Source organism: Marinobacter sp. UBA2498 (genome assembly GCF_002341575.1).
GTDB classification, from domain to species: domain Bacteria; phylum Pseudomonadota; class Gammaproteobacteria; order Pseudomonadales; family Oleiphilaceae; genus Marinobacter; species Marinobacter manganoxydans.
This window is the reverse complement of record NZ_DDOI01000068.1, coordinates 14,824-21,254: the sequence shown is the minus strand read 5'-3', so window position 1 is coordinate 21,254 and position 6,431 is coordinate 14,824. Positions and strand designations below refer to the sequence as shown.

Annotated in this window: 3 protein-coding genes; 2 read left to right on the top strand and 1 reads right to left on the bottom strand. The window is 60.1% G+C overall.

The genetic code is table 11. From position 1 onward, the window contains the following. The first annotated feature begins 243 nt into the window (after positions 1 to 243). A complete protein-coding gene (gene argA / locus B2W52_RS09705; RefSeq protein ID WP_008173448.1) occupies positions 244 to 1,551 on the top strand; it encodes an amino-acid N-acetyltransferase in 1,308 nt (435 codons plus the stop codon). Here the strand turns inward: argA and B2W52_RS09700 are convergent. Beyond that, positions 1,525 to 2,595, bottom strand: a complete 1,071-nt coding sequence (locus B2W52_RS09700) for an aminopeptidase (protein WP_286802766.1) — start codon at positions 2,593 to 2,595, stop codon at positions 1,525 to 1,527. The two genes, argA and B2W52_RS09700, sit on opposite strands and share 27 nt — an antisense overlap. Before the next feature lie 171 nt (positions 2,596 to 2,766). Between B2W52_RS09700 and B2W52_RS09695 the strand changes: the two genes are divergently transcribed. Further along, the coding region (locus B2W52_RS09695) for a DUF1631 family protein (RefSeq protein WP_286802763.1) at positions 2,767 to 6,431 on the top strand (3,665 nt) is incomplete at its 3' end.

The following is a 6,431-nucleotide window of genomic DNA, read 5'->3' as shown; positions in this document are numbered from 1 at the left end:
AAGTACTGCGAGGGCTGATCCGACAGTTCTGTCTCTGAGTGTGGCGCAGGCACTTCCGACGCCTGCGGAGAGTCCTGGCGGGGAGGGTGTGCCAAAACCGTGGAGCGCCAGGGATGGCGCGACCGAGCCCTACAGGGACGTATTTACGGGCGTGTTTTGGCACACCCTCCTCGACAGGACTCGGCAAACTCCTCAAGATAAAGTACCTGCCTTTAGAAGATAACGAGAGACCAGGAGAAAGGTTTGAAATCAAACGACTGGCTGCATGGATTCCGCCATTCATCCCCTTACATCAACGCCCATCGCGGGCGGACGGTGGTATTGACCATTCCGGGGGATGCGATTGAACACGGGAATTTCATCAACATCATCCATGACATCGCGCTGCTGAGCAGTCTTGGTGTGCGGCTGGTCGTTGCCTTTGGAGCCCGCCCGCAAATCCAGACGCGGCTGGATGCTGCAGGAATCGAATCGTCGTTTTCAAAAGGTTTGCGGATTACGCCGCAAGAGCACCTCAGCATGGTGATGGAGGCCGTCGGTGGCCTGCGTGCCTACCTGGAGAGCCACCTTTCCATGGGTTTGGTGAATTCGCCGATGCATAATGCCCGTATCCGGGTGAGTGGCGGCAACTATGTGGCTGCCAAGCCCGTGGGTGTGCTCGACGGTATTGATTTTGGCCATACCGGCAAGGTGCGCCGGGTGGATGTGGCCGGGATCGAGAAACTGCTGGAGCTTGGTCACATTGTCCTGTTGCCGCCCATGGGCTATTCGCCCACCGGGGATGCCTTCAACCTCTCCTACGAGGATGTTGGCAGCCAGGTGGCAGCGGCACTGCAGGCCGAGAAGCTGATGGTGTTTATTGATGATCCCGGGTTACAGGAAGAGGACGGTACTTTGATCCGGGAGCTGTCGGCGCGCCAGGCGTCCGATCGTCTGGCGGCCGGTGCGGTGACCGGTCACGATGCCGACTTGCTGCGAGCTGCCTGTGATGCCTGTGTGAAGGGTGTGCGTCGCGCCCACATCATCAGCTATGTGGATGACGGCGCCCTGCTGAAGGAGCTCTTCACGCGGGATGGCGCCGGCACGTTGGTCAGTGGTGATCACTACGAGCAGTTCCGCCAGGCCCGGGTCGAGGACATCGGCGGGATTCTGGAGCTGATCCAGCCGCTGGAAGAGCAGGGCATTCTGGTTCGCCGCTCCCGGGAGATGCTGGAAACCGAGATTGACCGCTTTGTTGTGGCGGAGCGCGACGGCACTATCGTGGGCTGTGCCGCTCTGTACAGCTACCCTGAAGAGGGTGCCGGCGAGTTGTCCTGCTTCGCGGTAGACCCGACCTATCGCCGGGCCGGGCGGGGCGATGAGATTCTGGCAATGGTGGAGAAGCTGGCCAGGGGGCAGGGTATCCAGAAGCTGTTCGTGCTCACCACCCAGACGGAGCACTGGTTCCGGGAGCGGGGCTTCCAGCCTTCGACAGTGCAGGCCCTGCCCGGGCCGAAGCTGGCTGCCTATAACACCCAGCGGAACTCAAAGGTGTTCTTCAAACCGCTCTGACAGGGCGGCCAGATGTTCAGTCCTCTGGGGTTCCGGTTGCTCTGACAGCGTCTTGACGGCCTTGTAAAAGTCCGCAAAGTCGTAGCCTGCATTCCGAAGCATCTGACGGAACGCCGGTACGTGCTGGTTGTACTGACGAAACAGCGCCAGGTTGGCATTGTTCAGGCTGACTGGTACCGGTCCGAACGGGCCCGGTTCGGACCACTCTGCGGAAAGTTCCTGATAGGCAAGAGCCAGCTCTTGGTAAATGGCCGCCTTGCGATTCCGCAGTTGCTGGTCTGGCAAGACGTCCTGCTGAGCATAAAGAACGTCCAGCCGGGCACTGAAGTCTTCGACCAGGGTGAGCGTCTGGTTTCGGCGAGCCAGGCGGTCCAGTGCCTCCTCGAACTGGCCGGGTTTGCCCTGGTCCGATAGCCAGAGCCTGAGCCCTTCCAGCTCCACCGCGGTGGCAAAGCTTTCGTTAAATGCCGTGTCATCGGCGATGTAGACCACCCGGTGTGCCAGCTCATGGAACATCAGGGCGACCATGCGATCCTCCGCCAGTCGGGTAAAGCCGGTGTGCAGGGGGTCATCGAACCAGCCGAGGGTGGAATAGGCCGTCACGCCGCCGATAAACGTGTCGAAGCCCTTGTTGCGAAACTGCGACTCCTCGGCACGCGCATCCGCCAGGCTGTAGTATCCCCGGTAGGCCTGACAGCCGAGCACCGGATAGCACCAGCGGTGCGGTTCCAGGGAGAACTCCGGCACAGCCACCAGGTTCACCACTACCCAGGGTCTGTCGAGATCCACGTAGTCGCTGAAGGCTTCTCCCACCGGCAGGGCCAGTCGTTGACCGGCGAATTCCCGGGCCTGTTGCGCTACCGTGAGTTTTCCCCGAAGGTCCACCGGCGTTGAGGTGTCGGAGAGAATGTCGTCGACCGGTTCCGCCGACATCATCAGGGAGAGATGGCCACTGACAGCCTGCGAATAGTAGCCAATGGTCGAACAGCCGTTAAGCATTGTTACCAGTAGCAAAAGTAGATAGATCTGACTAAGCTGTTTCATGGGTCAGGATGTTATAGTGGATTGGTTTGCCTGTGGGGGCCAGGCCGCTATAGTACAATCATGGTCTCTATAGTAGCAGCCGGTGGCATCCGCCATCGTTTCAGGGACGTGAGCCGGTACCGGGCGCTGTGTTCGGTGATCGTTCCGGCTTTGCGAGATATCAGGTAGTTCATGGATCCGAGAGAACGTCGTAGCAGCCCCCGCCAACCAATCAAGCTTGCCGCCCAGATTGATCTGGGAACCGGTGAAGCCTGGCCGTGTCAGATCGCCGATTTCTGTGCGGAGGGTCTGTTCGTCCGCTATTCGGGTGAAACCTCGAAGAAGCTGGATCGGGCGTTTGCTTCCGGCATACCCCCAGAACTGGTGATACGTTTTCGGGGTCTGGATGGTGCGCGCCGCCACGAGCTTCATGTCAGTATTGTCCGTCGCATCGATGGCGCCATGGGGGTCAATTTCAGCAGGCCCAACCCGGTAGCCGTGGATGCCATGCTGCAGCAATGCGGGGGCTCCCGAAGTCAGGATCGCTCCTCGCTCCGCGCACCCAGTGATCGCGTACAGTTTGTCCTGCACCAGTCCGCCAAGGCGGTGACCCAGTTTATCGAGCCGTTGATGGACGCCTGTTTCGTGCAAATGGTGGAGGGTCTCAAACTGGCGGCCCAGAGAGCCGTAAATGATCAGCAGGCCAATGAATACATGGATGCTTCGGGCCAGATTCAGGCCCGGCAACGGGTCATCTGGCATCAGATGGCTCGCAGCCTGGAATCACCACTGAAGCCCGCCCCCAAGGGGTTTCCGGGGTCCGAGCTGTCCGTGGTCGACAAGGGCGAATTCGAGGACTGGTTGACGATCCGGGTGATGGTAACCAAGGCGGATACCCAGTATCGGGGCGATCTGCTGCAGCTCAAGCTTCGCCTGGACAAACTTGGCATCGCGAACGCCACGGGACACCACAATCCCCTCGGGCCCTCCCTGGTCTGCGAAGCCTTCCATAATGGCCTCAGCCAGCTCAAGGCGACCCGGGAGGTGGAGAAAGTCTGTCTGCGGGTCTTTGAGCAGACCGTGTTGCAACAGCTGGGACCTCTTTACAAAGAACTCAACGATATTCTGATTCGTCACGGTGTTCTGCCGGACCTGGATCTCAGCAAGTATCTGAGCGAGCAGGCCGGGGCAAAGCCGGAGACACAACAAGAGCCCGCGGAGCCCGAGCCGGTTGCCGCGGAGAGTGCTGCTGCAGAGTCAAAGCCGAAGGCGGGTGCCGAAGACGCCGGACAGCCCCAGTCTCGTCGCAGAGCCGGCATGCTGGGGGGCGAGTTTCGGGGTTATGCCCAGGCGGCCCAGACTGCGTTCGCCACGGTGCGTAACCTGCTGAATACCCTGAGCGCGAGCCGTGTGGCCCGGGGCGATCCGGAGCCTTTGCCGTTCCAGCCCAATGCCAGGCCTCTGTCGTCCGGAGAATTCCAGCGAGAACTCCAGCAGCTGCAATCTCAGCCCGTGGATACTGGCGAGGAGCTGGCTCCCCTGAAGGAGCGGGTGGTAGAGAAAGTAAAGGCAAGCGGTGATAACCGGCTGGATGAAGAACAGCAGGAAACGGTCGATGTGGTCGACCGGTTTTTCAAATCGGTGGTGGAAAGCCCGAAGCTCAGCGAGTATGCCCAGCAGCGCATGCGGCAGCTGGAAGTGCCCGTTCTCAAAGTTGTCATGAGGGATCCTGCGTTCTTTGACGACCAGGATAGCCCGGTACGCGGGGTGATGAACCGTCTGGCCCAGTTAGGGGTAAAGGGCGGGCGCATCAATCCGGTGGTTCAGCGTCGCGTGGATGAGCTGGTAGACCGCATTACAACGGACTTCGAGCAGGACACCGGGGTATTCGAGCAAACGGTCCAGGAACTGGACACCCTGATTGATCGTCAGAATCTTGTCTATCGCCGGAATGTCGAGCGAGTGACAGCGGCCGCAGAGGGGGCCCAGAAGGTAGCCGAGTCAAAAAAGGCTGTGGCCGATGTTCTGGACAACAAACTGGGTGGGCGCAAGGTGCCAAAGGCGGTAATCAGCCTGTTGGATGGTGGCTGGCGGGATCTGCTTTCGCTGACCTGGATCCGGCAGGGGCCTGACAGCCAGCTGTGGCATGATTACCTGGCCGTTATCGATTCGCTCCTATCCTTCGCTGATGATCCGAACAGCTCCATTAATCTGCCCGAGCTGCTGCGGGTAATCCAGGATGGTCTGGCCTCTATTTCCAGCAACCACATGCCTTCTTCGCAAATCCGGGACGAGCTCAAGCAGTTCCTGGTTCGCAGTCCGCAAAAAAGCCCCGAACTGGTTGAAGTGCCAGTGGCAAAACCGGAGCAACCGGATGCCAGAAAACTGTCCGACCGGGAGCAACGAAGTCTTCAGCGCTGGATCAACCGGGCGCAGAAATTGCGAACCGGCGACTGGCTTCGCGACCAGGAAAAACCGGACGAACCCCAGTACATTCGCCTGGTCTGGGTGGCCCGCGGTTTCAGCCGCTTTGTCTTTGTGAATCACCAGGGCATGCGAGTGGTGGAATTGGAGCTGGAGTCCCTGGCCCGGCAGATGCGAAAAGGCATCATCGTGCCTGATAGCCAGTATGAACGCCCGCTGGTGGACGAGAGTATCGATCGCATGGTCCGCAAGGTCTATGACCAGTTGTCCTGGGCCTCCACCCATGATGAATTGACCGGCCTTCTCGGGCGTCGCGAATTCGAGCGCATGCTCGATCAGCAGTTGGCCCGTCGGGAGGATGAGCGCTCCCTCGTGCGCCTGGATCTCCGCAGGTTCCGCCTGCTGAACGACACCGCCGGCTACCAGGCCGGTGATGAGACCCTGAAGCGGGTTGCCGATATCCTGCGCAGCCACGTCGGTGACGGTATGCCCGTGGCCAGACTTGCGGGCAATGAGTTTGCCATGCTGGTGCCGTCCGAGAGTGCCAGCGACGCGGCAAGAGATCTCATCCGGGCAGTGGAGGCCGCCGAGTTCAGTTTTGGTGGTCGCGACTACCGGCTCTCAGCCAGCGCCGGTGTGGTCCCCACGTTGCCGGCCCTGGTCAGTGCTGAACGCTGGTTACGGGCGTCGGAGCAGGCGCTTGCCGCGTCTCGCCAGCAGGGCCACGGGAAGGTTTCGGAGTATGCCCTGGACGCCGATGACCAGGCCCGTCAGGAGCAGATTGCCGCCAAGGTTGCCAGCCTCAGCGACCTGAATGAGGAGCGCATGCTGCTGCGTTGCCAGAAGATCATCCCTCTGCATGCGAAGTCCTCCATGGCTGCGCAGTATGAGGTGCTGATCAGCATGTACGATGACGAGGGCAACCTCATTACCGGTCGGGACTTCGTGCGCATGGCCGAGCGTTATGACCGTATGCAGGCCGTGGATCGCTGGGTTGTTGGTCACATGCTGGACTGGCTCAGGGAACAGGCGCCGGACCCGAGGCATTTCGGCGGCGTCTGCATCAACCTGTCCGGCTATTCCATGAATGACCAGTCGCTGCTGGAGTTCATCTACGAAAAGCTGAGTGAGAAAGATGCGCCTATCGAGCGGCTGTGGTTCGAGATTACCGAGGCCTCGGCGATTAACGACGTCCAGTCAGTGGCAGACTTCATCATTGAGATGAAAGAACTTGGCTGCCGGTTCTGTCTCGGCAACTTTGGCAGTGGCCCCAGTTCGTTCGAGTTCATGCGTTCGTTACCGGTAGACCTGATTAAGATCGACAGCGCCTTTACCGGCCAGCTGTCGACCAGCGAGACTGACCGGGCAATGGTGCGCTCAATGGTGGATATGGCCCACTACATGAACCGGGAAGTGATTGCCTCCCAGGTTGA

Excerpts from the sequence above, each read along its gene's own strand:
- B2W52_RS09700 (WP_286802766.1), bottom strand. The coding sequence starts at position 2,595 with ATGAAACAGCTTAGTCAGATCTATCTACTTTTGCTACTGGTAACAATG.